Consider the following 25,457-nt stretch of genomic DNA (forward strand, 5'->3'; position numbering starts at 1 on the left):
CCCAGGGAGGGGGCAGATTTCATGAGCACCGTTGCGACCCCCGAAATCCGCTTGACGCCCGAGCGCGCTGAACGAAATTCCGTACGCTCGCGCCTGCAGGACGCCTTACCCAAGATCGTCTTGGCGCCGAGCTTCGTGGTGACGCTGGTCTTCGTCTACGGCTTTATCGTCTGGACAGGATACCTGTCCTTCACCAATTCCAAGACTTTCCCATCCTATACGCTGACGGGTGCGCGCGCCTATCAGCGGCTCTGGGGTTGGACGTTCGAGAGCGACCCGCCCTCAAGCTGGTACACCTCGGTGACCAATATGGGCATTTTCGGCGTTCTCTACGTCGGGATTTGCCTGGCTCTGGGCCTCTTCCTCGCCATCCTGCTCGACCAGAAGATACGCGGCGAAGGTATCCTGCGCCCGATTTATCTTTACCCGATGGCGCTATCCTTCATTGTCACCGGCGTTGCCTGGAAGTGGTTTCTCGATCCGGGTCTGGGGCTTGAACAGACGCTGCATCAATGGGGTTGGACGAGCTTTCATTTCGACTGGATCAAGAACAAGGACTTCGTGATCTATACGGTGGTGATCGCCGGCGTGTGGCAGGCTTCCGGCTTCGTGATGGCCATGTTCCTGGCAGGTTTGCGCGGGATCGACGGCGAGATCATGAAGGCTGCCCAGATTGACGGTGCAACGACGATCCAGCTCTACAGGCGCATCGTTATTCCGCTGTTGAGGCCGGTATTCCTGTCCGCCTTCATCGTGCTCGCGCATATGGCAATCAAATCTTACGACCTGGTCGTGGCGCTGACCAGCGGTGGCCCCGGCGGCTCCGCCTGGCTCCCCTCCAACTTTATGTATGAGTACACATTCAAGCGCAATGAAATGGCCGTCGGCTCTGCCAGCGCTATCATCATGCTGATGACGATCACTGCGATCATCGTGCCATATCTCTATTCAGAGCTCCGGGAGAAATCACGATGAGTGTAGCCATTTCGCCGAGCGCCAGCGCGCGCAGCACCAACGGCATGAAAGTTCTCAATCGCGTCGTGATCTATGGCTTGCTGATATTGTTCGCCATTGTCTACCTGATGCCGCTCTTCGTCATGGTGGTGACTTCGTTCAAGACGATGGACGAGATCCAGAACGGCAATATGCTTTCGCTTCCGGCCGCTCCCACCTTTGACGCCTGGATCAAAGCCTGGGGCGAGACCTGCGTTGGTTTGACCTGCGCCGGCATCAAGGGCTACTTCTGGAATTCCATCAAGATGGTGGTTCCCGCGGTGCTGATCTCGACGTTGTTCGGTGCCCTCAACGGTTATGTGCTGACCAAGTGGCGTTTCCCCGGCCATACGCTGATTTTTGGCCTGATGCTGTTTGCCTGCTTCATTCCGTTCCAGTCGGTGCTTCTGCCAATGGCGACAATCCTCGGCAGCCTCGGACGCTTCGGAATAACACTCGAGGACGCCACGGGCTTCTCGTTCGGTTTCGGCAATCCGACCGTCAATCTGGTGTTCGTCCACGTCGTCTACGGTCTCGGCTTCACCACACTGTTCTTCCGGAATTTCTACGAGGCGTTTCCTACTGAACTCGTCAAGGCCGCCCAGGTCGACGGCGCCGGCTTTTTCCAGATCTTCCGGCGGATCATGCTTCCGAATTCCCTGCCGATCATCGTCGTGACCGTGATCTACCAGTTCACGAACATCTGGAATGACTTCCTGTTTGCTTCCGCCTATGCCGGAACCGGTGAATCGATGCCAATGACGGTGGCGCTCAACAACGTCGTCAATACGTCGACCGGCGTGGTCGAATACAACGTCAACATGGCCGCGGCGATGATCGCAGCCATGCCCACTCTCTTGGTTTATATCGTCGCTGGCCGCTACTTCGTGCGCGGGCTGATGGCGGGTGCCGTCAAAGGATAATCAATGGCTTTCCTCGAAATATCTGGTCTCAGAAAGCGCTTCGGCTCGTTGGAAATTCTCAAAGGTATCGACCTTGAGCTTGAGAAGGGCGGCTTTCTGGTGCTTGTCGGTCCGTCGGGTTGCGGCAAGTCGACTTTGCTCAATACGATCGCCGGGCTGGAAACGATTACCGAAGGCGATATCCGTGTCGACGGACGCGCAATCGGCGATCTGCATCCCTCGAAACGCGACATCGCGATGGTGTTTCAGAGCTACGCGCTCTATCCCAACATGACGGTTGTCGGCAATATCTCGTTCGGCATGGAAATGCGCGGGGTGGCTGCTGCCGAGCGCAAAAAGGCGATCGACAAGGTAGCCAAAGTCCTGCAGATCACCCATCTGCTCGACCGTAAGCCAAGCCAGCTCTCTGGCGGCCAGCGACAGCGCGTTGCCATGGGCCGTGCACTCGTTCGCGACCCGAAGCTCTTTCTCTTCGACGAACCTCTGTCGAACCTAGATGCGAAACTTCGCGTCGACATGCGCATCGAAATCAAGCGCCTGCATCAGGCGACTGGGACGTCGATTGTCTATGTCACCCACGACCAGATCGAGGCGATGACGCTTGCCACCAAGATTGCCGTGATGCGCGACGGGGAAGTGCAGCAATTTGGAACGCCTGCCGAGATCTATAACAATCCTAGCAATTTGTTTGTCGCTGACTTCATGGGCTCACCAGCCATGAACCTTCTGACGGCGACGATCGAAGGTGCAGGCAATGATCTCCATGTCTCATTGGCCCGGCCCGAGGCCGAACCGCTGCGGTTGCCGGTCGCCCAGGTACACAATCTTGCTGCCTATGCCGGCAAACAAGTGATCTTCGGCATACGCCCCGAAGCTTTGACCGATCCTGACGGTGCAGACCGCAATGCCCGTTCGCTCGTCGAAGGCGATTGCCTTATCGAAGTTGTCGAACCAGCCGGCTCCGATACGTTTGCCGTGACAAAGCTCGGTGGCAAGGAAGTCGTGGCACGTTTGCGCGCCGACGTTCGCATCGTCCCCGGTCAGAATGCACGCTTGGCCTTCAACCTCGACAAGGCGGTCTATTTCGACCCGCAAAGCCAACAACGCATCGCTTAGATATACTGCGAGCCGCGCGGCCATTATAGCAAGGCGAGATCCCTATTGGGGTCTCGCATTAGTGCCGTCCCTGGCGAACAGTGATGGGTCTGGGCCCCTCAAGGGCGGTCTCTCACAATCTTGCGAAAGCCACACCCTTCCAGATCCAGCCGGCTTCCAATGTCACTGCCTGCAAGGGCTTCTTGATCTCACTGCTCTTGAAGACATATTCGTAGACCTTGCCATAGGTCAGATCTTCGCGGAAGGCGGTGACGCTTTCGAAGCTCATCTCCCATTTCTGCCCTCGAAAGGCTTCTGCATTCAACGCCAGCGTCGGAATGCCTGCTCGCCATTCGACCGACCACTCCTGATCGACGGCACGAAGTTCGCCGTTTGCCTCGTCAATTTTCATCAATACCTTGAAGGCCTTCTTCATGCCGGCCTTGGCGAAGATTTCGTACCACCGCGCGTCGACAATCCTCCATTCGGCGACCAGATCGACCCCTTCAGGCCCTCCGTCGCGAATGACGAAAGGTGCAGTATCGCGGTTGATCGCAAGAAGCTGCTCCCGCAGCTTTGCGGCGGGCTGGCGCCTTGTTCCCGCTGCTGGCCGCTTCTTTCCGCTTAACCAATCGAACAATCCCATATCCCGCTCTCCACCTTGATTCGCTCGCAACGCCGGATATCGACGGCAGCTCTGTCCCGGAATACAATAATTTAGTTCCGGAAGAGATAACCGCGAACTGTCGTCGGCACGGCGATCCTATCGCGCCGATGGGCGGGTACTGGGGTCATCGGCTTCCATCCGGCGTCGGTTACTTCGGGCAGGCTGGTAGGCCGGGTAGGCCGCATTTCTTCTTCAGATCGGGCTTTTCGGGCGCTGGTGGCGGCCGTTTCGGCGGTGGTGCAGGCTTGGGTTGGGCTTGAGGCCTGGGCTGGGCTTGAGGCTTAGGCTGGGCTTGAGGCTTGGGCGGCGGCGCTTTGGCGGGGGCTGCAATATGTGGTGCCGGATTTGATTGGTGCGCGACTTGCGGCACCGGCTTCGCTACAGCGGCGGGCTTGTTCGTCGGGGGTGCGGCGAAAGACCTGTTTGGTGCAGGCTTGGCGGGAGCGCTGGATAGTTGCCGAGGTGGTGGCGGTGCAACGGCCCTTTGTTTCGCTGCCGATGCAGCGGCCTTTGGCAATATCCCGCCTTTTGCCGCCGGCCCTGTGTTGCCGCCGGGAATTGCTGGCTTTGCCAAAGCATTGGAAGGCGCCTGGCCAACGATCGGCTTGGCAGGCGCGCCGGCGGTTGCCGGTGGTTTCCCGCCTGCCTGCGGCAAATTCTGGCCGCTAGGTAGGGCGTGACCAGCCTGAGGGGTGGCAGGCTGGGGAGCACCTTTTAGCGCTGCGTTCGGAATGATTGGCGCCTGTTGGGCTTTTGTTTGAGTTGGAGTCGGTACTGCGGGTTTGCCACCCACAAGCGGTAAGGGCTGGCCATTGGCTCCTGGCAGAGCGTGTGCGGCGGGTTGCGGAGCCTGCGGTTGAGCTGCCGGCGTTTGGCCGGGCGTCGCAGCTTTGGGGGCAGGTGTGGGCGCTTGCTTCTGAATGAGCGCGGCTTTTTTCTGCACGAACGGTGGCAAGGCCACATGCAGCGCTACAGCGGCCGCACCTGCAGCAACGGCCGCCCCGGTCAATTTCTGCCCCGTTGTCAGACCTGGCGTTGCGGGAGTAGCACCCTGATTGATCGTCGTGACGTTGTTGATAGTTGTGTTGTGGATATTGTTGAAGATGACGTTGTTTTCCGGCGGCGCCACATCGCGCGGCGCGCGCACCCACTCAGGCACCGGAACGAATTCCGGCGTCGGCAGGACGTAGACATCCAGCGGTGGCGGCGGTGGTGGCAGGATGACGAAATCCGAGGGCGGCGGCGGTAGGAAAATCGCAGGCGGCGGCGGCGCGAAACCGAAATCGGCGTCGTCAAGATAAAGGACCGGCCGCTCGACATAGATGATTTCAGCTTCCGGCGGTGGCGGTATGTCATATTCTATCATCGCGAAGGACGCTGGCGGCTCGAGAGCTGCCTCGAAATGGCCGAGGCGACGGCGGGCGTCCCAATTATGCGGCCCGCGAGGATAGCGTCTGAGATAGGACCAGTAGGCCTCGGGCGTATCTGCGATCCAGGTCTGGCGCCAGGTGATTGCCTCCCGACGTGCCGCAACAATGGCGCGGACGCGCCTTGCCATGGGGTCAGCCGGGTAGACAGCCAGAAAATCTTCATATCCTTGCAGAGTATCGCGATCGAGTGCGGCGAAGTAGGCATCGCGGGCGTCGAAATCGCGAATTGCCTTGGCGCGCATCCGGGTATTGTTGTCGTAGGAAACCTGGTCGGCTGGCGCATCGTTGCCGCGATCGAAGAACGCAAATTGCGCGCGGAATTTGGAGGAATTCCACGGCAGCTCCGTTCCCTTGGTCAAATCGCCGACCCTAAGGCGGGTGCGATCGAAGACGTCGGCAAGTGGTATGCCTCCAACGCGCATCATCTCGGCCAGCGCATGGGCGTAGGCCCCGTATGGTCCTTGTTCCTGCGGCGCGATCGTGCCTGGCGCGGCGTTGAATGCAATCAACTGGTTGGGGTCAGGCTCGACCAATGCCAGGCCGCCAGCAAGCGGTTGGCTGGATTGGGCGAATGGACTAGCCCTGGCTGCGTCAAGCACGACGATGGCGCCCCTGTTCTGCAGGGCGGCAAGTGATTTGGTGAAATCGGAAATCCTGACAGCTTCGACCGGGACATCCGTCGCGTTGGCGATCTTTGCATCAACGGGCACGTAATAATTGTCGCCCTCGTACTGCAATCCGTAGCCGGCAAGATAGACGAACGCGACGGTATCAGGTCCCGAAGCGCTGGCCTTGTCCAGAAAATCCCGGAACGCATGTCGAAGCGAGTCCTGATCGAGATCGCGCGCGCCGACAACGTCAAAGCCTGCGGCCTGCAATGTCTGCGCAATCAGACCCGCGTCGTTTGCCGCAGTCGGCAGCCCGCCGGCCTGATAAGCGGAATTGCCGATGACCAGAGCGATCCTTTTTTCTGGCGCGGCGAAAGCGGCAGTTGCATCGGCGATAGCAAAATAACCCAGCGCCAGGAAAATGGCGGCGCACGCCCAGATACGTCTCATCACGATAGCTCCATCCCTGATGCGTCTCATTAGCGAGATCAGCATAAGTTCGTGGTGCGATTTCGGCGAACAATTGGCAGCATTGCGGATTCTCCGCGATGCAGACAAATAGCCGCCAGCGCCGAGCGCGGCGCGATCAAATGCTCAGGCGTCGCTTTTGGCGAGATGTGTACGGCCGCAGATCAGGCGAGGATATTGACCGCGCGGGCGGCGACAAGCGCGATTGTCAACAGCGAGATTGCCGCTTCCGCCATCATGAGGAGCTTTGCTCGCGGCGACAGCGGCATCGTGTCGGTCGGAGAAAAAGCCGTCGCGTTCGTGAAGGACAGAAAGAGATAATCGACAAGGCCGGGAGACCAGTCTTGAAAGCGCTGATCTGGGAGAGACATCTGGGGAAACAGAAAATCAGCGTTCGTCTGAGCCGACAATCCACGGCTGGCAGGACCGCCTCTATCAATTCCCCAGAACCACAGTGCGAAGGCGATGACGTTGGTGCACCAGATATTGACCGCGTCGATCAACAACGACTGCGCCGGCCCGGCATGCCCGCCGAGCAATGCCCTGATCAAAAAATAAAGAGCGATGAAGTTCATCACCGTGACCAGCATGGTCAACCCCAGTGCTGCGCGTCGCACAAGACGTCTGCTTCGCGCAATTAAATAAAAGTGAGCCTCAGTGGAGGCTTGCCTGGCTTTGTTTTGCACCCAGGCCGTTGCGACCGACAAAGGCGCCAGCAATAGCAACTCGACGGCTGGAGCCAACCAGCGCGGCCCAAGCGAGAAATCGTTGACCAACAGGAACTGAAGCGCGACGACGATGATGACGGCTGCGCGAGCTAGCCAGAAATCAAACGCATGTGTATGGAGTACACGGTGCTTCTGCTGGGACGGGACATCTGGCGACTGCATATCAGAACTCGATAAGTGTTTAATTTCGCATGCAGATGGCCTTCCATCGCGTTGCGATGATAGTTGCGACGGATAACCTGAGCAAGCGCGCTTACTTTGTGTCCCCTGTCGAAATGGCTGAACACAAATCCGCCGCGGTGACCGCCTTTGAATGCGGCCGCCGCTCGTAACGCGGTTGCCGCCTTTTGAGGGACGCCTGATGGAAAACGACACCACTGAAGCATTCGAGCACACTGAGCATGCCGAGCATGCGGCGCATAGCGGCAACGCGTTCCTATCGCGCGTCGCGGTCAGCATCGCAGTTCTGGCCGTTCTCGCAGCCGGCGCCGGCAGCCTTGAAACGATGGAAAGCGGCGCGGCGACCGCGGCAAGAACCGAGGCGGTCTTCCTTCAGAACAAGGCAACCGACAATTGGAACTTCTTTGAAGCCAAAAGCCTGAAGAAGAACATGTACGATATCGCCGCGGCGCAAGGCGGAGCGACGGCAGGCGAATGGCAAGCTCAGGCGCAGCGCAATGAAACCGAAAGCCAGGACATCCAGAGGGTCGCCAAGGACTTCGAAGGGAAATCGGACGAAGCCCTTCAACAGGCAGGCACGCATGAAAAGCGGCACCACCGTCTGACGATTGCCGCGACATTTCTCCATATCGCCATCGCCATTGCGACGATCGCGATTATCACCGGCGGCAGACGGTGGCCCTGGTATACTTCACTTATGCTCGGCATCGTCGGAACGGTCGTCGCTGGAACCGCCTATCTTTGATAGCGCGGACAACTGTCCGTGACGGCTTTGGGCTTGCTTTGAATTTTGAATAAAGATGAGCGGTTTTCGCTCAGGTCGGGTTTTCGCGACTGAAGGTTTCCGAGTGTTCGTCATAGGCAAATAGCTCGGCATAACGAGCCCAGGAAATCACGGTTTTCAACGTCTCGTCCGCGTAGTCTTCCGACATGTAGTCTTCAAGCTCGGTGTGAAACCGGGTGGCGGGCGCCGTGTGAGACGGGCGCTCGTCGAGGACGCGATTGATCAGTCCGATCAACGGCACATAGGAGATAAGGGCGTCGGCAAACAGCTTCTTGCGTGCGTCGGTTCCAAGGTTTGCGAAGCGTTTTCCGGTGTCGGTCAACATCAGATCGCCTTCGCTCAATTGCGCGAAGCGCAGGAGCTGAAGCGCCTCGCCGATGTGGAACAGTTCGTCGGCTTCCAGTTGCAGCGTCTGTGCCAGAATGGGAAGGTCGGCCTTGCCGTGGTATGGCTCGGCGGCCAGCGCCTCGATGAGACCGGAAAGAATGTTGGTCGAGACGTGGTCCAGCACCATTCCGACGCCGGTTCCCTGGATGCCCTCCAACGAAGGCGCGCGAGGCTCCGCACGTTGTGTCATTCGCGCGTAGATGCTGTCGACGAGCTGCCGGAAGGTCGGGTCGAGGCGATTGCGCGGATGCGGCAGATCGACCTTGATTTCCGAGCCGACCCGCCCCGGATTTGAGGTGAAGACCAGGATGCGGTCGCACATCAACACCGCTTCTTCGATGTTATGCGTGACGATCAGAACCGATTTGATCGGCAAACGACCTTCGATCCATAGGTCGATCATATCGGTGCGGAGCGTCTCGGCCGTCAGGACATCTAGGGCGGAAAACGGTTCGTCCATCAGCATCAGATCGGGATGAACCACGAGAGCCCGGGCAAAACCGACGCGTTGACGCATCCCGCCCGACAGCTCTTTCGGATAGGCATTTTCGAAACCGTCCAGGCCGATCAAGTCGATCGCTGCCAGCGATCGCGACCGCCGCTCGGCGCGGTTGATGCCCTTTGCTTCCAACCCGAGTTCAACGTTTTGAAGAACGGTCAGCCAGGGAAACAGAGCGAAGGATTGAAATACCATCGATATCCCGGATGGGGGCCCGTCGATCGGTTGACCCTGGCAGGCAGCCGTCCCCGAAGAAGGTACAATCAGCCCGGCGATGATGCGCAGCAAGGTTGATTTTCCAGAGCCCGAGCGTCCGAGAAGGCCGACGATCTCGCGCTCGCGAATTTTGAGGTCGACCTTCTCAAGGACCATGACATCGCTGCCGCTTGCCTTTGGAAAGGAACGGCAGACCTGGTTGATATCGATGAGCGTATTTGTGGCGAGATTATCGGACATGGGCGTTTCCTGATCAGCCGAGGCGAAGGCGACGCTCGCCGAAGGCATAGAGCGGCCTCCAGACAAGACGATTGAAAAGCGTGACGAACGTGCACATGACGGCGATGCCGAGAACCACACGGGGGAAATCGCCGGCTACCGTGGCGTTTGCGATATAGGAACCGAGGCCGGTGGCGGTGAGTTGCGTGCCCCCCCAGCTGGCTACCTCGGCCACGATGCTTGCATTCCATGAGCCGCCGGATGCCGTTATCGCGCCGGTGACGTAGTAGGGAAATATGCCCGGCAGGATGACCTTGAACCACCATCGCCAGCCGCCAAGATGCAGGCTGCGTGCGGCCTCCTTGAGGTCGCTCGGGAAAGCGCTGGCCCCGGCGATGACGTTGAAGAGGATGTACCATTGGGTGCCGAGGATCATCAGCGGGCTCAGCCAGATCTCGGCATTGAGGCCAAAACGGACGATCAGGACGACGAAGATCGGGAACGCAATATTGGCCGGAAAGGCAGCCAGAAACTGTGCGAGCGGCTGGACGCGCTCGGCCAATGTCGGTCGCAACCCGATCCAGACGCCGATGGGTACCCATATCAGTGTGGCAAGGATCATCAGGACGATCACGCGAGCAAGGGTGAGCAAGCCGTCGATGACCGCTGTTCCAACATCGGATAGCGTCAAAGTCGCCTTGAGATAGAAGATCACCTCCCACGCCATGAAGACCGACCCGGCAACGACGATAGCGAGCCAGGCCATGTCGATTGCTCTTGAGTTTTGTTTGCTCTGTTTCGACAACGAACGCCGGGCGATCGGCCTTGGCGCCAGCGCCAGGATCGCCGCGACGATCTGCCCGATGGATGACGTCAGAAGACGCAGAAGCCTGGTTCGGCGAAAGAGATCGAGCATCCAGGACGTCGGCGTGGTTCCGGAGGATGTCTGCTCGAACCTGAACTTGTCCGCCCAGGCGACCAAGGGTCGGAACATGAACTGGTCGTATAGAATGATAACCGCGAGCATCGTGACGATGGCATAGGCAATCGCCGGCATGTCCTGGTCCTTGATCGCAAGTGCTACATAGGAACCGACGCCGGGCAGGGTCACCGTCGTATCGCCGACCGTGATGGCTTCGGAAGCAACGACGAAAAACCACCCGCCGGACATCGACATCATGGCGTTCCAGACCAGACCGGGCATGGCGAAAGGAACGTCGAGACGCCAGAAACGCTGCCATCCGCTTAAATGAAAGCTCTGGGTTGCTTCCTCCAGATCCTTCGGCACGTTTCGCAGCGACTGATACATGCTGAACGTCATGTTCCAGGCCTGGCTGGTGAAGATTGCAAAGACTGCAGCCAGTTCAGCACCGAGAATTTGGCCTGGAAACAGGTTCATGAAAAATATCACCGTGAAGGTGAGGAAGCCGAGGATCGGCACCGACTGCAGGATATCGAGAACCGGCACCAGGATCATTTCCGCCCGCCGGCTTTTGGCCGCGAGCGCTGCATATCCGAATGTGAAGATGACGGAAAACGCCATGGCCGCCAGCATTCGAAGCATGGTTCTGAGCGCGTAATACGGCAGATAGATCGGATCGAGCGAGAGAGGTTGCGCGTCAAGGGTGGAAAGCGGCAACACCGTCTGGCGAGCACCGAACGCCATCAGCACCAGCGCCCCGATCACCAGAAACAACGCCACCACATCCCAGATGTTGGGCAGAACTCCGCGGCCGACGGCTGCAGGTGATATCCGTTGGTCTGCCATGCGGCTGCCTCAATGAGATAAATAATTTCGGATCGATAGGGCAACAGCCTGAGGCAGAGCTGATCGTGGACGGCCAAATTGATCTGTGATTGTAAAACTTTTATGTCGGCTATTGCTTCGCGCACAACGTAGACTTGGCAGGCGCCTCAATTTCCCGGAGCTGGTCCCTTGAGCTAGGCAGACAAAATCATCATCGCACGGACGAAGGCGATCGAGGCAAGCAGAGACGCGATCGTCCGCACGTGGTTCCACCAGGTCCAATCCTTCAGGTAGGACGTCCACAGCGAAAGCGCATCCGCTCCGCTGCTGCTCATTGTGGCAAGCCCATCGTTCATCGGCACATTGAAGGCAATGGTCGACAGGAAGGACGCAAGGAGATAGACAGCCGCCCCCGCAAGCATCCAGACGCTTGCCCCCTCGCGCCACGACGTGAATGCAAGCACTGCGATCACGACGCAAAGGACCGGCGTTACAAGGAAGAGGATCATGAACGGCGAACGCACGATCGTCACGTTGATCGAATTCATCGCAGCGATGCCTTGTTCCGGCGGGATGTGCGCGAAGGCGGTCATAATAAATGTCGAAAAGGCAAAGAAAACGCCGGCGATGAGGCCGCAGCCGATAGCGGCAAAGACGAGCGCAGCGGGTAGGATGGCAGCCATGATCACTTCCTCCATTAATGCGGTTGCAGTGGTATCTCCGGCGTTGCCAAAGTGACCGACGCTGCTGGACTGCTGACAATCCCTGTCGCAAAACAAGAGAAACTCTCTCATTTGCAAAATGAGATAAACTCTCTTATTTTATTTGTCAACCGGTACGGAGTTTGGAAATGGATGGAGGGGACGTAGCCAGTCGGCGTCGGCAGCCGGCGCATACGGGCCAGCCGCGTCGCGTGCCGAGCCAGCAACGTGGACGGGAGCGTTTTGAAAAGATCCTCACCGTTGCGACGCAGCTGATTGAGGAAAAAGGCAGCGATGCATTCAAGATGAGCGAAGTCGTTGAAAGGGCGGGGCTATCCTTTGGCGCTCTCTATCAATATTTTCCGGATAAGAGCTCGATTATCCGCACGCTTGCCGAGCGCTTCAATGAAGAGGGCAGGCGGTGCGTCGAAGCAGAACTGGCCTTGGCCAATGATGACGCCTCGGTGCATCTGGCGCTTCGCAACATCGCCGATCAGTATTATGACTTCTTTCGCCGTGAGCCTGTCATGCGGGACCTATGGCATGCGACGCAGGCCGATCGGCTACTGCGGGAAATCGATGCGGAGGATATGGAATTTCATGCCAGGGCGCTTCTCGCAGTGCTCGAGAGCATACGGCCCGATCAAACGACCTTGGATCTCCTGCCGCTCGCACGGCTGGTCATGCAATTGCTCGCCGCTGCCGTTCGCTACGCGATTTCGCTCGACGAGGCCGAAGGTGAAAGAGCCCTGGCACTCTACAAGAAAATGCTCCCACTAGACCTCGGTCGCCTCGTCTAGTTGGGCTGCCTCAGAGCTGGCTGCGCCTTCGCCCTTAACGCTTTCAAAATCAGGCCTATCCACCATGCTGCATTGCCGTCGTTGTACAACGGCGATGCAGCATCGAATCTCACTTGAAATGTTTAGTAACTTGGCTATTACTAAACATATTGCTCAACACGATGGGAACGAGGACGTGTTCGGCAAATGGGAATTGGGAAATTCCGAGGACGGCCTGTGGCCGGCTTCTGTAGTTGGGAGGAATACATGCAGAAGATTCTGAAGACATTGCTGGGCCTGGCCTCGGGATTGATGATCTCGTTTTCGGCTCCGAGTTTCGCCAAGGCGGAGCAATTGACGTTGTGCTGGGCGGCGTGGGATCCGGCGAACGCGCTGGTCGAGCTTTCGAAGGATTTCACCGCCAAATCCGGCATCGACATGAAGTTTGAATTCGTCCCGTGGACGAGCTATGCCGACCGTTTTCTCAATGAACTGAATTCGCATGGCAAGCTTTGCGATCTGATTATTGGTGACAGCCAGTGGATCGGCGGCGCCGCCGAGAACGGGCACTACGTCAAGCTGAATGACTTCTTTGACAAGGAAGGCATTAAGATGGACGATTTTGTGCCGGCGACAGTCGTCGGTTATTCCGAATGGCCGAAGAATACTGCAAACTATTGGGCCCTGCCTGCGATGGGTGACGTCGTCGGCTGGACATACCGCAAGGACTGGTTCGAAAAGCCGGAGCTGCAAAAGGAATTCAAGGCCAAGTACGGCAAGGATCTCGGACCGCCGAAGACCTATGAAGACTTGAAGCAGATCGCCCAATTCTTTCAGAAACGCGAAGTCGACGGGCATACGGTCTATGGCGCTTCGATCTACACCGAGCGCGGTTCCGAAGGCATCACAATGGGTGTCACCAATGTCCTTTATGATTGGGGCTTCGAATATGAAAACCCCAAAAAGCCCTACGACATGAAGGGTTTCGTCAATTCGCCCGAGGCAGCCAAGGGCCTTGAATTCTACAAGTCCCTTTACGATTGCTGCACGCCCCCCGGAAGCTCGAATGTCTACATGACGGAGTCGGCCGACGCCTTCAAATCCGGACAGGTGGCGATGCAAATGAACTTCGCCTTCACATGGCCGGGCCTTTACAAGGACGAGAAGGTCGGCGGCGACAAGATCGGCTTCTTCCCCAATCCGGCACAAAAGGCGCATTTCGCACAGCTCGGCGGACAGGGAATTTCGGTCGTGTCCTATTCGGACAAGCGCGACGCCGCACTCAAATATATCAAATGGTTCGCGCAACCCGATGTTCAGGCCAAGTGGTGGAAACTTGGCGGCTACTCCTGCCTCAATGCAGTCGTGAACGCGCCTGATTTTGTCTCAAGCCAGCCCTATGCCGGCGCCTTCCTGGAATCGATGGCGATCGTCAAGGATTTCTGGGCCGAGCCGAGCTATGCCCAGCTGTTGCAGGCCATGCAGAAGCGTGTGCATGATTATGTGGTTGCCGGCAAGGGAACGCCACAAGAGGCGCTCGACGCTCTGGTCAAGGACTGGACCGAGATTTTCCAGGATGACGGCAAGCTTTGACAGTTCCATCCGCCGGCGCTTCGCTGACGGAAGGAAACATATCTCACCGTGAATACCGCAAAAGAGCAATCCGGACCCATCTGCTGGTCCGGATTGCCCCAGCCATCGCAGCATTGCCACTCAAGGTGACGACATTGACTGACAGCAAGCTATCCTTAGTCGAAAGGACCGCGGCAGCAGCGGCAAAGGCCACTCCCCAGCCGGTTCTGCTGCGCATGCGGGGATTGTCCGACCGAGCCATTGCATGGGCCTTCATCACTCCGACGATCGTGCTGCTTCTCGCAATCAATATCTTTCCGCTTCTCTGGGCGATCTATCTGTCGTTCACGAATTATCGAGCCAACCGACCCAGTGCCATCGCCGAAAGCGTCGGGCTAAGGAACTACGAACGGGTGCTGACGGACCCAGACATCTGGCAGGCGATGCAGACGACGGCGCACTTCGTCTTCTGGACAATTCTACTGCAAATGCTGATCGGGTTTTCGCTTGCCTACCTGATCGATCGCAAATTCCGCGGCCATGCATTCTGGACGACGATCATTCTTATTCCGATGATGCTGTCTCCCGCGGTCGTCGGCAATTTCTGGCGATTTCTCTACCAACCGCAGATCGGGCTCTTTGCCTACGTTGTCTCGTTTGTGACCGGCATTCCCACTGCCAACATCGAAATGCTGGGCAACGTCTCGCTGGCGCCGTGGGCTATCGTCATTGTCGATACCTGGATGTGGACGCCCTATGTGATGCTGATCTGCCTTGCGGGGCTGCGCTCGATCCCGGACTATATCTATGAGGCCGCTGAGGTCGACCGCGCATCGCCGCTGAGGCAATTCTGGTCGATCACGCTGCCGATGGTGTTACCGTTCATCATGCTGGCGGTACTTTTTCGCGGTATCGAGAACTTCAAGATGTTCGACATGGTCAACCTCTTGACCGGCGGCGGCCCCGGCTCGACCACCGAGGTTGCCTCGATCACCTTGAAGCGACAGGCGTTCGAAAGCTGGCGCACCGGCTATAGCTCGGCCTTCGCCATTGTCCTGTTCGTGGCTGTTTTCGGCCTCGCAAATATCTATGTCAAAGCACTCAATCGGGTGAAGCAACGATGAGCCGCACCGCCGCCCATTCCGTCGTCGAGCCGACACGCGCGTCCAAACGCATCGCCGGGACGATCGTCGTCCTTTACGCCCTGATCTCGATTACACCCTTGCTCTGGATTTTTGCGACCAGCTTCAAGACGCCGCCGGATTCGATCGCCTATCCGCCCAAGATCGTGTTCCAGCCGAGCATCGAGGGCTACTGCAACCTATTCACGACGCGGACCCGACAGACGCCGGAATACATCAATGCCCTGCCGCCGGCGACGTCCTTCTGCGACGACGTCACCCGAAAGCGCAACATGGTCATCGCCGGGCCGTCAAATTTCCTGCCACGGTTCGTCAACTCGCTGATCATCGCCTTCGGATCGACCTTTTGCGCCGTCGCTTTGGGCACGCTCGCTGCCTACGGCTTTTCGCGCTTCAAGGTCCCGCTGGCAGACGATCTGCTATTCTTCATCCTGTCAACGCGGATGATGCCGCCAATCGCCGTCGCGATACCGATCTATCTGATGTATCGGCAACTTGGGCTCTCGGACACAGCTTTCGGAATGATCCTGCTCTATACGGCCGTCAACGTGTCGCTAGCCGTCTGGCTGCTCAAGGGTTTCATCGATGAGATCCCGCGCGAATATGAAGAAGCGGCGATGATCGACGGCTATTCCCGGCTGCAGGCGTTCTGGAAGGTCGTGTTGCCGCAGGCAACGACCGGGATCGCGGCGACCGCGATATTCTGCCTGATCTTTGCCTGGAACGAATATGCCTTTGCGGCTCTGCTCACCTCAGGCACCGCTCAGACCGCACCGCCCTTTATCCCGACCATCATCGGCGAGGGCGGTCAGGATTGGCCGGCAGTTGCGGCTGGCACCACCATCTTCCTGGTGCCCATCCTGGTTTTTACCATCCTTCTGCGCAAGCAGCTGTTGCGCGGCATCACCTTCGGAGCGGTCCGGAAATGAAGATACCAGCCGACAATCATCAAAGACCGAAGCGCTTGTTCCTCCTGCGGCGCGGGCCGATGGAGAACATTGCCATCACCCTGATCGGACTTGGGTTCCTGATGCTGTTCCAGCCGTTCGCCCTTATTCTCTATACCTATTCGTTGGTCACGCTGCTGGCCGGCACGGTGATGTTCATCATCGTGTCGAAGTTTCCGGAGTGATCGATGGCTGAGATCAGAATAGAAAACCTGCGCAAGCAATTCGAAGACTTCGTCGCTGTCCGCGGTTCCAATTTCACGGTCAAGGACGGCGAATTCCTCGCTCTGCTCGGCCCCTCCGGTTGCGGCAAGACGACGACGCTTCGCATGATTGCCGGACTTGAACTTCCCTCGAGCGGCGCCATACGGCTCGACGGCGAGGACGTGACCTTCAATCGGGCGAGCGCCCGCGATATCGCCTTCGTCTTCCAGCTCTTTGCCCTCTATCCGCATATGTCGGTCCGGGGAAATGTCGGCTTCCCGCTGTTGTCGCAGGGGGTACCGAGGAAAGAAATCCGCAGCCGCGTCGAAGAGACGGCGCGACTGCTTCAGATCGACCACCTGCTCGACCATTCGGTCTCCAGATTGGCCGGCGGCGATCGCCAGCGGGTAGCGCTGGGCCGCGCCATTGTCCGCAGGCCAAAATGCTTTCTCATGGACGAGCCGCTCGGCACGCTAGACGCCGAATTCCGCGACACGATGGTCCGGGAATTGCGCGAACTGCACAATCGCATCCATGCGACGACCGTCTATGTCACGCACGACCAGATGGAGGCGATGGCCATGGCCGACAAGATTGCCGTCATGAACCATGGGATCATCGAGCAGTTCGGAACGCCGCAGGAAATCTATAATCGTCCCGCCAGCATGTACGTGGCCGATTTCATCGGCTCGCCGCCAATGAATTTCCTGCGGTTCACCTCGTCACTCCACCGCGGCAAACATAGCGTCGGGATTGACGGTGTCGAGGTGACCACGCCGGAAATCCGCGAAGACATGGCCGAAGCGGAACTGGCTCTTGGCATCCGCCCCGAACATATTCGCCTCAGCGATCACGCGCCGCTGCGCGGGTCTGTCTATGGCAGCGAATATCTGGGCACCAATCAGATCGTCACGGTGGAAACGGGGTCGGGAATGGTCAAGGCCCGCGTCTCGGCCAACCGGAATTTCAAGATCGGCGAGAACGTCGGCATCGAACTTGATCACGACAAGCTGTCGCTTTTCGATTGCAAGTCGGGCCGTGCCATCCGCTCGGCGCTTTATTCGGAGGCCCATAATGGCTGAGGTTGTTCTCGATCAGGTCAACAAGAATTTCGGCGACACCGCTGCTGTGCGCAATCTCGACTTGACGATCGCCAATGGCGAGTTCGTGGTGCTTCTCGGGCCGACAGGTGCTGGAAAGACGACGACGCTCCGGCTTATTGCCGGATTGGAAAGACCGGATAGCGGTCAGGTTCGCATTGGCGGCCAGCTTGCCGGCGACTTGCCGCCGGCGGCGCGGAACGTGGCGTTCGTGTTCCAGCAATACTCGCTCTATCCGCACCTGAGCGTATACGACAATCTTGCCTTTCCTCTTCGTTCTCCAATCCATCGCGCTGAAAAGGAGGAAATCGATCGGCGCGTGCGCGACGTCGCCCAGATGGTGCGGATCGCCCATAAGCTTGAAAGCCGGGCCACCAAGCTTTCCGGCGGGGAGATGCAACGGGTCGCAATCGGCCGCGCGCTGATCCGCAGGCCGTCGATCTATCTGATGGACGAGCCGCTCTCCTCGCTCGATGCGAAGCTGCGCGCCGAGTTGCGGCTGGAACTTAAGCGCATCCAGAAGGAACTTCGCTCGACCTTGCTCTATGTCACCCACGATCAGATCGAAGCCATGACCATGGCAGATCGCATCGGCATCATGGCAGAAGGTGGGCTGGTGCAGATCGGCACGCCACGGGAAATCTATGGCAATCCGGCCAATCTTCACGTGGCCTCGCGTCTCGGCCAACCGCATATCAATCTGCTGCCGCCCGGCATGTTGCCGGGTTCCCGGGATCCATCGGGCACCCGGACCATTGGCGCCAGAACCGAGCATCTGGAAATCGGCGGGCAGGGCGAGGCCAACGCACGGGTGGACTGGATCGAGCACCTTGGCGACCAGAACCATCTGCATCTGGCCGTCGGTGACCGCAAGCTGGTGACGCTGGCCGATCCTCATGTGCCGGTGCGTCCAGGCGACAGCATCAGATTGACGCTCAGGGATCCGCTTTATTTTGGAGCAACAGGCGAGCGCTTGCGATAAGGCCCGTTAGGGCAGCTAAGAGACAAGGGCGCCGGCGAACGGCACGGGCCCACAAAGTGGAAACGGCCAATGAAACATTTTATCAATCGCAGGGAAAATGTCGTCACCGAAGCGCTCGATGGTCTGCTGGAGACCACACCTCTCGGCAGGCTTGCCCGCCTCGACACCTATCCCGACATCAAGGTGATTTTGCGTGCCGGATGGGACAAGGCCAAAGTCGCGGTCATTTCAGGCGGCGGCGCCGGACATGAACCGTCCCATGCCGGCTTCGTCGGTGAGGGCATGCTGACGGCTGCGGTATCGGGAGAAATCTTCGCTTCTCCGAGCGTCGACGCCGTTCTGACCGGTATTCGCGCCGTTACCGGGACACCCGGCTGCCTGTTGATCGTCAAGAACTATACCGGCGATCGCCTCAATTTCGGTCTCGCAGCAGAAAAGGCTCGCGCCGAGGGCTTCCAGGTTGAGATGGTGATCGTCGGCGACGACATCGCATTGCCGGACATCGCCCAGCCTCGCGGCGTCGCAGGCACCTTATTCGTTCACAAGATCGCCGGCTATCTGGCCGGACGTGGCGAATCCTTGGAAAAGGTCGCGGCGGCAGCGGCAGCTGTAGCCAGGGATATTGTTTCCCTCGGCGTGTCCTTGACGTCCTGCTCCATTCCCGGTCGGGCGCATGAAGAGCGCCTCGGCGCAGGCGAAGGCGAACTTGGCCTCGGAATCCATGGCGAACCGGGGGCCGAGCGTATTCCCCTGCAAGAGGTAGAACATATTGTTGCGCTTATGGGCGAGCGCCTCATGCCGATCCTGTCCCCCGACGCGGACCACGCGCTGTTGATCAACAATCTCGGTGCGGTGCCACCGCTCGAAATGAACCTGATTGCACATGCCGTTCTAAAATCAGCCATCGCAGACAGGGTGACATTGGTGCTTGGACCCGCACCGCTGATGACCGCGCTCAATATGAACGGATTTTCGCTGTCTCTCTTGAAGCTCGATGCAGCCAAAGAGAAAGCTCTCATCGCCCCCGTTGAACCGAATTGCTGGGTTGCCCCGGTTCGCCGACATTCGATTGAAATTGTCAAGGCGTCGGCTTCGGCGACTGCCCGGGCTGAAGCGCCGGCAAGCCGCAATGCTCAGCGTGAGACATTGCTGACCGCGATCTGCAATCATCTCATCTCGCTGGAGGCGGAGCTGAATAGGCTCGATGCGCGCGCCGGTGACGGAGACACGGGGTCGACCGTTGCAGCCGGCGCCCGTAGCCTCCTGTCGGCGCTCCACGATATGCCGCTCGATGATATGGCTGCTCTTTTGGCGGCGATCGGCAGCAAGCTTGCCACGAGCATGGGCGGATCCAGTGGAGTGCTGCTCTCTATCTTCTTCACCGCCGCGTCGAAAAAGACTGAGGATGGTGGAGGATTGGCCGAAGCATTGCTCGCCGGCCTTGATCGAATGTCATTTTACGGAGGGGCGAGAATGGGGGATCGCACCATGATAGATGCACTAGAACCTGCACTAAATGCTCTTGCTGCCGGCGATCTGATCAAGACGGCGCGGGCCGCAAGAGAGGGTGCCGAACATACCAAATCGATGACGAAAGCCAAGGCGGGCAGGGCGGTCTATGTTAGCGAGCGAGACCTTGAGGGAAGCGCCGATCCGGGATCGGTCGCGGTTGCCGAGGTTTTCGAGCTGGTGGCGAGGATGGCGTAAGCGGATGATCGATGCGTCGGCGCGAAACCCACGAGTGATTTCCGGCCTGATCGAAGCGTGCCGTGCAGCGATCGCGGCCAACGTCGACTATCTCTGCGAGCTTGACAGCGATATCGGCGACGGGGATCACGGGACGAATATGCGCCGGGGGTGTGAAGCGCTCTACGCGCATCGAGAGGAACTCGCCCTGTTGCCGGTTTCAGAAGCGTTGGAGAGGGCAGGAAGGTTGTTGGTCGAAAACATCGGAGGGGCCTCTGGGCCGCTATACGGGACGTTGCTTCTTGAGCTTGGAAGGCGGTCGAACATTAGCGAGGAAACTCGCGACTTTGCCGGGGTCTTCAAGCAGGCAGTTGACGCCGTTGCCCATCGTGGACGCTCCGAGGTGGGGGAAAAGACGCTGCTCGACGTGTTGTACCCGGTCCAGGCGGAAGTTTCGGGGCGGGCAAGCCTCAAGGCTATTGTGGAAGAGGCTCAAAATGCAGCAAGGCGAACCTTCGACATGAAGGCGTTGCGCGGGCGGGCTTCATATCTGGGAGAGCGCTCGATCGGCCATATCGATCCGGGCGCTTCGAGCTGCGCCCTGCTGACGGTTGCGATCTGCGGCGTGCTGATGGAGCAGGAGGTCCAATGAGCGACAAGGCGAAGAATGTCGGCATCGTCATCGTTTCACATTCACCCCTCGTTGCCAGGGGAACGGCGGACATGGTGCGCCAGATGGTTGGCGATTGCGTGCCGCTCGCCTGGTGCGGCGGCAATTCGGAAGGGGGTCTTGGAACCAACACCGCCGATATCCTGTCCGCAATCGAAACCGCATGGTCCGACGCTGGCGTCGCCGTCTTCGTCGATCTTGGCGGCGCCGAAACCAACAGTGAAATGGCCGTCGAAATGCTCGGCGAGGCGCGCTCCGCGCGCGCGATCATCTGCAACGCCCCGCTCGTCGAGGGTGCCGTGATCGCCGCGACCGAAGCATCGGGCGGGGCTTCACTTGCCCGGGTGGTGCTGACGGCGGAGGAATTGTCTCCTTAATGGTAGGTCAGCAAAAAGTAGATATCCCCGATACGCAAAGCCTCTCCGCACAATGGTTGGCGGAGGTAGAAGTGACCCACAGCGTCGGACTTCACGCACGGCCTTCGGTCATGTTTACGCGTCTGGCAAAATCCTTTCCGTGTACGATTGAAATCGAGGTCAATGGCAGCGGCGCCTGGCTCAATGGCAAGAGTATCGTCAAGATCATCGGCGCAAAGATACGCAAGGGTTCGATACTCAAGATACGCGCGGAGGGAAACCGGGGAGGCGAAGCGGTGGCGGCTCTGCGGCATCTGATCGAGCGTAACTTCGATGAGGATCAGCCATGACGGAATCGCATCGGATTTCTGGTCTCGGCGCTTCAGCGGGGATAGTCATCGGCCCGGCAGTTCTCGTGCTACGCAAGGAGAACGATGTTGCAGGACAGGCCGATGGCCTTGGCGTCGAGGCGCTTGCACGGGCAATCAGCGCGGCGATCTCCACCATCCAGTCGCTGGCTGACGCAGCGCCTTCGAAGGACGCTGCGATACTTGATTTTCAGATCGAGATGCTGCGCGATCCGACGCTGTTTGACATGGCGGCCGAGCGCATCCGGAAAGGAGTAGATGCTGCCATCGCCTGGATTGGCACGATGGACAGCTTCATTGCCGATTTTCAGGGATCGGATGATGAATTGCTCGGCGCACGCGCAGTCGATGTCATCGACATGAAAAACCACGTTCTCGACATCATGATGGGTAGGCCGACGCGCACGTTTCCTGTCGGATCGATCTATGTCAGCCGCGATATCGAGCCGAGCCTGTTCCTTGCCCATGATTGGAGCAAGGGCGGGGGCATTGTGCTGTTCAATGGCAGTACTGCCAGCCACGTCGCCGCCTTGGCCCGAGCCCGAAATGTCCCGATGGTAACTGGAACCGGCCCGATCGAGCTTGGAGCAGAGCCGATCCTTCTTGTCGATGGCGGCACCGGCAGCGTGATCATCGATCCGCAATCCGCCGACATTCCCGCGAACGTATCACACCTTCCACGAGCCGAACATGGGGCTGATCCAGGCCAGTATCCGGACAACGGTCGCGTTGAAACGGCTGATGGAATTTCCGTCGAGGTCTCGGTCAACATCAGCGCGCTTTCGGAACTTGACCACATCGACCCGGCGACAACTGCGGGCGTCGGATTGTTGCGGACCGAGTTTCTGCTGTCGAGCCCATCCGACATCTTCAACGAGGACGAACAGTTCGCAGCCTACCGCCGCATCATGGAATGGGCGGACGGGCGGGCAGTTACCATCAGACTATTCGACCTTGGTGGTGACAAGGCCTTTCCGACGATCGCCGGTGAGCACGGTTCTTTTCTCGGCCTGCGAGGCATACGCCTGCTGTTGTCCAAGCCCGAGATCTTAAGGGTGCAGGCCCGGGCGCTGCTGCGTGCAGCTCCCTTTGGACAATTGCGGGTGATGTTGCCGATGGTGACGATACCGGCCGAGGTTGAAGAGACTGCGACAATCATTCAAGAAGAGGCTGACCTTCTTTCGGCCGCCGGCAAGCATCACCGCGTGCCGCCGTTGGGAATGATGGTCGAGGTGCCTGCTGCCGCACTGATGCTCGAGACCTTCCGGCAGGTCGAATTCTTTTCCTTCGGTACCAACGATCTCGGGCAATATCTCGCGGCAGCAGCGCGCGACAATCCTGCCGTGGCTGGTCTGCATGCGGCGGCGACCCCTGCGATATTTCGGCTGATTGCCGCCAGCGTGGCGAGCATCGTTTCGACGGGCCTGCCCGTGGGCATCTGCGGCGACATGGCAAGCGATCCGCAATGCCTTCCAACCCTGCTTGACTGCGGGCTGCGCCATTTTTCCGTCACGCCGTCGGGCCTGATGGCGGTGAAATCAGCAATAAGAGCGCTGACCGCAAATCCCCGAAGGACGGCAAATTAAGATGGCGCGAGACCCTGCTGAATCGACGATTGTCGATTACAAGATTATCCTGGCCGGCATCATCGATATGCGCCCGTCCGGAACGCGGCAGCGGCTCGCCGATGCGCTGGGAAAGCACCGTAGCTTTGTAACGCAGATCACAAGCCCGACCTATTCCACTCCTTTGCCGGCCCGACATCTTCCGACCATTTTCAAGGTCTGCCACTTTAGCCCGACGGAGCAAGAGCACTTTTTGAAGGCCTATCAACTTGCCCATCCGGGAAGGTTGCCGGACTTGGCCGCAAGGGATGGCTCCCGGCAGCTATCGTTGACGGTGCCCGATTTTGGCAGTGATAAGAAAAATCGAATATTTGATGAGGCGCTGGAGGAGTTTATCCTTAGGATTGCCCGGCTTTCAGAGGGTGGAGAGTAGACTGGAATGAGTTTGCGAGATTAGAATCGATGTCGGAGGAGATATGAAGAAATTCATGAACATGGCCGACACCATGGTCGCCGAGAGCCTGGAAGGGTTTGTCGCGGCTCATGAAGATATTCTCACCTTTTGCCCGCAACGCAAATGCATTGCTCGTCGTTCTCTCAGGGCAGGAAAGCCGGCCCTAATATCGGGAGGCGGAGCGGGGCACGAACCGCTGCATGTTGGTTTCATTGGGCACGGCATGCTGGACGCGGCCTGCACCGGCCACATATTCACGTCGCCGACGCCCGACCAGATCCTTGCCGCCATCGAGACGACGGACACCGGCGGCGGCTGCCTGCTGATCGTCAAGAACTATGATGGCGACATCATGAACTTTGAGATGGCCGCGGAAGCTGCCAGAGAACGACATCGTGTCGAAATGCTGTTCGTCGGCGACGACATAGCCAGCAGTCTCTCCAACAGAAGCGGCAAACGCGGCGTTGCAGGCACAGTCGTAACCGAGAAGCTGATCGGAGCGGCGGCCGAACGCGGCATGCCGCTTGCCGCTCTCCATTCCCTGGGGTCGGAGTTGCCGGAGCGCATATTCACAATGGGCGTCGCGCTTCGAGGGGCGAGCGTGCCGGAATTGCGCCGGCCAATTTTTTCGCTCGGCCCCGACGAGATGGAAGTTGGCGTGGGCATACATGGAGAACCGGGCCGCTCGCGGCAGGTCTATTCCGGAGCAGCAGCCGCCGCGCGCGAAATGTGCGACGAGATCCTCGCTGCTTGCGGGCCCAACCGTACAGCGCAAGGCTTGCTGCTCGTCAATGGACTGGGTGGCACGCCGCCGGCGGAGCTCTACCTGATGTACGGCCTTGCAAGGCGCATGTTCGAGGCAGCAGATATAAAGATTGCGCGATCGCTCGTTGGAACTTTCGTCACTTCGCTCGACATGCAAGGCATTTCCATAACTCTTGCTCTTCTCAATGACGAGCAAATTGCGCTTTGGGACGCGCCAGTTCACACTGCAGCCCTGAGATGGAGCTGACGGCCGCCGCCACTATCGGTCTGTGGGTTCGACAGCGGCCAATGCCAAGGCGGCGGCCCCGACGAGACCGCAATCGTCGCCCAACGCCGCAACCACGACCGGAATATCCTTGAACGGTGCCATCGCGTTGCGTCTGATGACGGCATGAATATCGTCGCTCATCAGGTCGAACGCCTTGGCAACACCACCGCCCATGATCAGGCGCTGAGGACTGAACAGATGAATCAGCCCGGTAAAGCCGACGCCGAGATATTCCGCCTCCTCTCGCAACAAAGCGAGACATTCGGCATCATGAAGTCGTGCGCCGTCGACAACGTGGCGTGACACGATTTTTTCGGAAGACGCTTTTGAGCCGAGGTAGCCCGATGGATCGCCGGTAGCGGCCATGTGGGCGCGTTTGCCAAGCGCCGTGCCAGCGGCAAACGCCTCGAAGCAACCGACGGCGCCGCAGGAGCAGACGGGGCCATCCGGAGCAATTTGGAAATGTCCGACATGTCCGGCCATGCCGCGCCGCCCATGCATCAACCGACCGTCAACAACCACCCCGCCGCCGATGCCGGTGCTGACGGTGACATAGACGAGGTGATCAAGGCCTTTCCCGGCCCCATGTTTCCATTCGCCGTAGGCGGCTGCAATGCCATCATTTTCAACGATCGTTGGGCGCTGGAACTCCTCGGCAAGCCGTTGGCGGAGAGGAAACTCATTCCATCCCGGAAGCGTCGGGATGTGGTCGACAACGCCGGTTTCCGTATCCATCGGGCCGGGTGCGGCAATGCCGATCGCTCCAATATGATCAAAGTCGATGCCTTCACATATCTTCGCGGCCAACGCGCGGAACTGCCCGACGACGGAGTTGGGGCCGCCGGCAACATCGGTCAGGACCGCCGCTCGCCTCCGAACGCCACCGCCCGCCACGAGTGCGGCGCGAACCTGCGTGCCACCCAGATCGAAGCCGATAGACAGCCGGTCGCCCAT

25 protein-coding genes are annotated in these 25,457 nt (G+C 58.9%); 18 read left to right on the forward strand and 7 right to left on the reverse strand.

Going from position 1 to position 25,457, the window contains the following annotated elements; genetic code table 11:
- Nucleotides 1–21: 21 nt before the first annotated feature.
- The 3 genes from AB4Z52_RS19505 to AB4Z52_RS19515 are packed head-to-tail and all read left to right on the forward strand — an operon-like array spanning nt 22 to nt 3,032.
- Nucleotides 22–975: a carbohydrate ABC transporter permease gene (locus AB4Z52_RS19505; protein WP_442219569.1), complete on the forward strand. Its 954-nt coding sequence runs from the start codon at nt 22–24 to the stop codon at nt 973–975.
- Nucleotides 972–1,916: a carbohydrate ABC transporter permease gene (locus AB4Z52_RS19510; protein WP_442219570.1), complete on the forward strand. Its 945-nt coding sequence runs from the start codon at nt 972–974 to the stop codon at nt 1,914–1,916. The genes AB4Z52_RS19505 and AB4Z52_RS19510 overlap by 4 nt, the downstream gene beginning before the upstream one ends.
- 3 nt (nt 1,917–1,919) lie before the next feature.
- Nucleotides 1,920–3,032, forward strand: a complete 1,113-nt coding sequence (locus AB4Z52_RS19515) for an ABC transporter ATP-binding protein (RefSeq protein WP_442219571.1) — start codon at nt 1,920–1,922, stop codon at nt 3,030–3,032.
- A 112-nt stretch (nt 3,033–3,144) separates the two neighbouring features.
- Here the strand turns inward: AB4Z52_RS19515 and AB4Z52_RS19520 are convergent, their stop codons facing one another.
- From AB4Z52_RS19520 to AB4Z52_RS19530, 3 genes are all read right to left on the reverse strand, one after another.
- Nucleotides 3,145–3,657 (reverse strand): hypothetical protein, encoded by a 513-nt coding sequence (locus tag AB4Z52_RS19520; RefSeq protein ID WP_442219572.1) that lies wholly within the window; start codon nt 3,655–3,657, stop codon nt 3,145–3,147.
- Nucleotides 3,658–3,826: 169 nt separating this feature from the next.
- Nucleotides 3,827–6,166, reverse strand: coding sequence for a caspase family protein (locus AB4Z52_RS19525; protein WP_442219573.1), 2,340 nt, complete (start codon nt 6,164–6,166; stop codon nt 3,827–3,829).
- Between the two features lie 182 nt (nt 6,167–6,348).
- Nucleotides 6,349–7,287: a hypothetical protein gene (locus AB4Z52_RS19530; protein ID WP_442219574.1), complete on the reverse strand. Its 939-nt coding sequence runs from the start codon at nt 7,285–7,287 to the stop codon at nt 6,349–6,351.
- Here AB4Z52_RS19530 and AB4Z52_RS19535 point away from each other — a divergent pair.
- The gene (locus AB4Z52_RS19535) at nt 7,274–7,837 is read left to right on the forward strand and encodes a DUF4337 family protein (RefSeq protein ID WP_442219575.1); all 564 of its coding nucleotides are present in this window, start codon (nt 7,274–7,276) and stop codon (nt 7,835–7,837) included. The two genes, AB4Z52_RS19530 and AB4Z52_RS19535, sit on opposite strands and share 14 nt — an antisense overlap.
- 70 nt (nt 7,838–7,907) lie before the next feature.
- On the opposite strand, the gene AB4Z52_RS19540 is transcribed toward AB4Z52_RS19535, so the two are convergent.
- From AB4Z52_RS19540 to AB4Z52_RS19550, 3 genes are all read right to left on the reverse strand, one after another.
- Nucleotides 7,908–9,218 (reverse strand): ABC transporter ATP-binding protein, encoded by a 1,311-nt coding sequence (locus AB4Z52_RS19540; protein WP_442219576.1) that lies wholly within the window; start codon nt 9,216–9,218, stop codon nt 7,908–7,910.
- A 13-nt stretch (nt 9,219–9,231) separates the two neighbouring features.
- Nucleotides 9,232–10,965 (reverse strand): ABC transporter permease, encoded by a 1,734-nt coding sequence (locus AB4Z52_RS19545; RefSeq protein ID WP_442219577.1) that lies wholly within the window; start codon nt 10,963–10,965, stop codon nt 9,232–9,234.
- Between the two features lie 173 nt (nt 10,966–11,138).
- Nucleotides 11,139–11,642: an anthrone oxygenase family protein gene (locus tag AB4Z52_RS19550; RefSeq protein WP_442219578.1), complete on the reverse strand. Its 504-nt coding sequence runs from the start codon at nt 11,640–11,642 to the stop codon at nt 11,139–11,141.
- Nucleotides 11,643–11,794: 152 nt separating this feature from the next.
- Here AB4Z52_RS19550 and AB4Z52_RS19555 point away from each other — a divergent pair, with 152 nt between their 5' ends.
- The 14 genes from AB4Z52_RS19555 to AB4Z52_RS19620 all read left to right on the forward strand — a co-directional run bounded on the left by AB4Z52_RS19555 (nt 11,795) and on the right by AB4Z52_RS19620 (nt 24,482).
- Nucleotides 11,795–12,445, forward strand: a complete 651-nt coding sequence (locus AB4Z52_RS19555) for a TetR family transcriptional regulator (RefSeq protein WP_442219579.1) — start codon at nt 11,795–11,797, stop codon at nt 12,443–12,445.
- Between the two features lie 246 nt (nt 12,446–12,691).
- Nucleotides 12,692–14,017: an ABC transporter substrate-binding protein gene (locus AB4Z52_RS19560; protein WP_442219580.1), complete on the forward strand. Its 1,326-nt coding sequence runs from the start codon at nt 12,692–12,694 to the stop codon at nt 14,015–14,017.
- A 134-nt stretch (nt 14,018–14,151) separates the two neighbouring features.
- Nucleotides 14,152–15,120, forward strand: coding sequence for a carbohydrate ABC transporter permease (locus AB4Z52_RS19565; protein WP_442219581.1), 969 nt, complete (start codon nt 14,152–14,154; stop codon nt 15,118–15,120).
- The gene (locus AB4Z52_RS19570; RefSeq protein WP_442219582.1) at nt 15,117–16,067 is read left to right on the forward strand and encodes a carbohydrate ABC transporter permease; all 951 of its coding nucleotides are present in this window, start codon (nt 15,117–15,119) and stop codon (nt 16,065–16,067) included. Before AB4Z52_RS19565 ends, AB4Z52_RS19570 begins: the two co-directional genes overlap by 4 nt.
- Complete coding sequence (locus AB4Z52_RS19575; RefSeq protein WP_442219583.1) at nt 16,064–16,270, forward strand: hypothetical protein; 207 nt, start codon at nt 16,064–16,066, stop codon at nt 16,268–16,270. The genes AB4Z52_RS19570 and AB4Z52_RS19575 overlap by 4 nt, the downstream gene beginning before the upstream one ends.
- Nucleotides 16,271–16,273: 3 nt before the next feature.
- Nucleotides 16,274–17,371 carry an ABC transporter ATP-binding protein gene (locus tag AB4Z52_RS19580; RefSeq protein ID WP_442219584.1) on the forward strand — a complete coding sequence of 366 codons (1,098 nt, stop codon included), beginning with the start codon at nt 16,274–16,276 and terminating at the stop codon, nt 17,369–17,371.
- Nucleotides 17,364–18,371, forward strand: coding sequence for an ABC transporter ATP-binding protein (locus AB4Z52_RS19585; protein WP_442219585.1), 1,008 nt, complete (start codon nt 17,364–17,366; stop codon nt 18,369–18,371). The genes AB4Z52_RS19580 and AB4Z52_RS19585 overlap by 8 nt, the downstream gene beginning before the upstream one ends.
- 69 nt (nt 18,372–18,440) lie before the next feature.
- Nucleotides 18,441–20,078, forward strand: a complete 1,638-nt coding sequence (locus AB4Z52_RS19590) for a dihydroxyacetone kinase subunit DhaK (protein WP_442219586.1) — start codon at nt 18,441–18,443, stop codon at nt 20,076–20,078.
- 4 nt (nt 20,079–20,082) lie between these two features.
- A complete protein-coding gene (gene dhaL, locus AB4Z52_RS19595; protein ID WP_442219587.1) occupies nt 20,083–20,709 on the forward strand; it encodes a dihydroxyacetone kinase subunit DhaL in 627 nt (208 codons plus the stop codon).
- Complete coding sequence (gene dhaM, locus AB4Z52_RS19600; protein WP_442219588.1) at nt 20,706–21,104, forward strand: dihydroxyacetone kinase phosphoryl donor subunit DhaM; 399 nt, start codon at nt 20,706–20,708, stop codon at nt 21,102–21,104. The genes dhaL and dhaM overlap by 4 nt, the downstream gene beginning before the upstream one ends.
- Nucleotides 21,104–21,433, forward strand: a complete 330-nt coding sequence (locus tag AB4Z52_RS19605; protein ID WP_442219589.1) for an HPr family phosphocarrier protein — start codon at nt 21,104–21,106, stop codon at nt 21,431–21,433. Before dhaM ends, AB4Z52_RS19605 begins: the two co-directional genes overlap by 1 nt.
- Nucleotides 21,430–23,037 (forward strand): putative PEP-binding protein, encoded by a 1,608-nt coding sequence (locus AB4Z52_RS19610; RefSeq protein ID WP_442219590.1) that lies wholly within the window; start codon nt 21,430–21,432, stop codon nt 23,035–23,037. Before AB4Z52_RS19605 ends, AB4Z52_RS19610 begins: the two co-directional genes overlap by 4 nt.
- A 1-nt stretch (nt 23,038) precedes the next feature.
- On the forward strand, nt 23,039–23,449 hold the full coding sequence (locus AB4Z52_RS19615; RefSeq protein WP_442219591.1) for a hypothetical protein: 411 nt from the start codon (nt 23,039–23,041) through the stop codon (nt 23,447–23,449).
- A gap of 43 nt (nt 23,450–23,492) precedes the next feature.
- Nucleotides 23,493–24,482: a dihydroxyacetone kinase subunit DhaK gene (locus AB4Z52_RS19620; RefSeq protein WP_442219592.1), complete on the forward strand. Its 990-nt coding sequence runs from the start codon at nt 23,493–23,495 to the stop codon at nt 24,480–24,482.
- A 12-nt stretch (nt 24,483–24,494) separates the two neighbouring features.
- Here AB4Z52_RS19620 and AB4Z52_RS19625 read toward each other — a convergent pair whose 3' ends face one another.
- Nucleotides 24,495–25,457: an ROK family protein gene (locus tag AB4Z52_RS19625; RefSeq protein WP_442219593.1), complete on the reverse strand. Its 963-nt coding sequence runs from the start codon at nt 25,455–25,457 to the stop codon at nt 24,495–24,497.

It is taken from the genome of Rhizobium sp. 2YAF20, from assembly GCF_052114685.1.
GTDB lineage: Bacteria > Pseudomonadota > Alphaproteobacteria > Rhizobiales > Rhizobiaceae > Rhizobium.